Annotated in this window: 1 protein-coding gene; it reads left to right on the top strand. The window is 77.7% G+C overall.

The window, feature by feature from the left end; translation table 11 throughout:
• On the top strand, positions 1 to 631 hold a 631-nt coding region (locus FV223_RS29340), incomplete at its 5' end, for a 3'-5' exonuclease (protein WP_281407492.1).
• Positions 632 to 647: the final 16 nt, after the last annotated feature.

The following is a 647-nucleotide window of genomic DNA, read 5'->3' as shown; positions in this document are numbered from 1 at the left end:
CGCGGCGCAGGCCGAGGCGGGCGCGGACGCACCCTCGCTCGCCGGCTTCCTGGCGCGCTACTGCGCCGGCGGCCGGGGCGAGGCCGGCCACACGGTCAAGCGCGACATGGAATCCGGCCGCGACGAGGTCCGGGTGATGACCGTGCACGGCGCCAAGGGCCTGGAGGCTCCGGTGGTGGTGATGATCGACGGCTGCGAGGCGCCGGGGGGCAACGACCCGCCGCTGCTGGTGATGCCGGGCGACGTCCCGCCGGTCTGGTCGAGCGCGAAGCCCTACGATTCCGAGGCGATCGGCGCGGCGCGCGAGACCCTGCACGCGCGGGCGCGGGAGGAGCACAACCGCCTGCTCTACGTGGCGATGACGCGGGCCGCCGACCGGCTCGTGGTCGCGCCGTTCCGCGGCCAGACGCCGGTGGGCCCGACCGCCTGGTGCGAGATGATCCGCACCGGGATGGTGCAGGCCTTCGGCGAGGGCGAGGCGGTGGAGACCGCCTACGGGCCGGCCATCCTGTGGCGGGACGGATCCGGGCCGGAGACCGGGACCGCGCCGGCCGAGGCGGCGCGGTGGGGGGAGGGGGCGGCGGGGCCCGGGGGTTCAAGGGGGGCGGCGCGAGGGGCGGCGCGGCGGTAGGGAGCGCGAATGGCGG

Origin of the sequence: Methylobacterium sp. WL116 (genome assembly GCF_008039455.1) — a bacterium.
GTDB lineage: Bacteria > Pseudomonadota > Alphaproteobacteria > Rhizobiales > Beijerinckiaceae > Methylobacterium.
The sequence above is the reverse complement of the archived record's forward strand: the minus strand, read 5'-3'. Positions and strand labels throughout refer to the sequence as shown.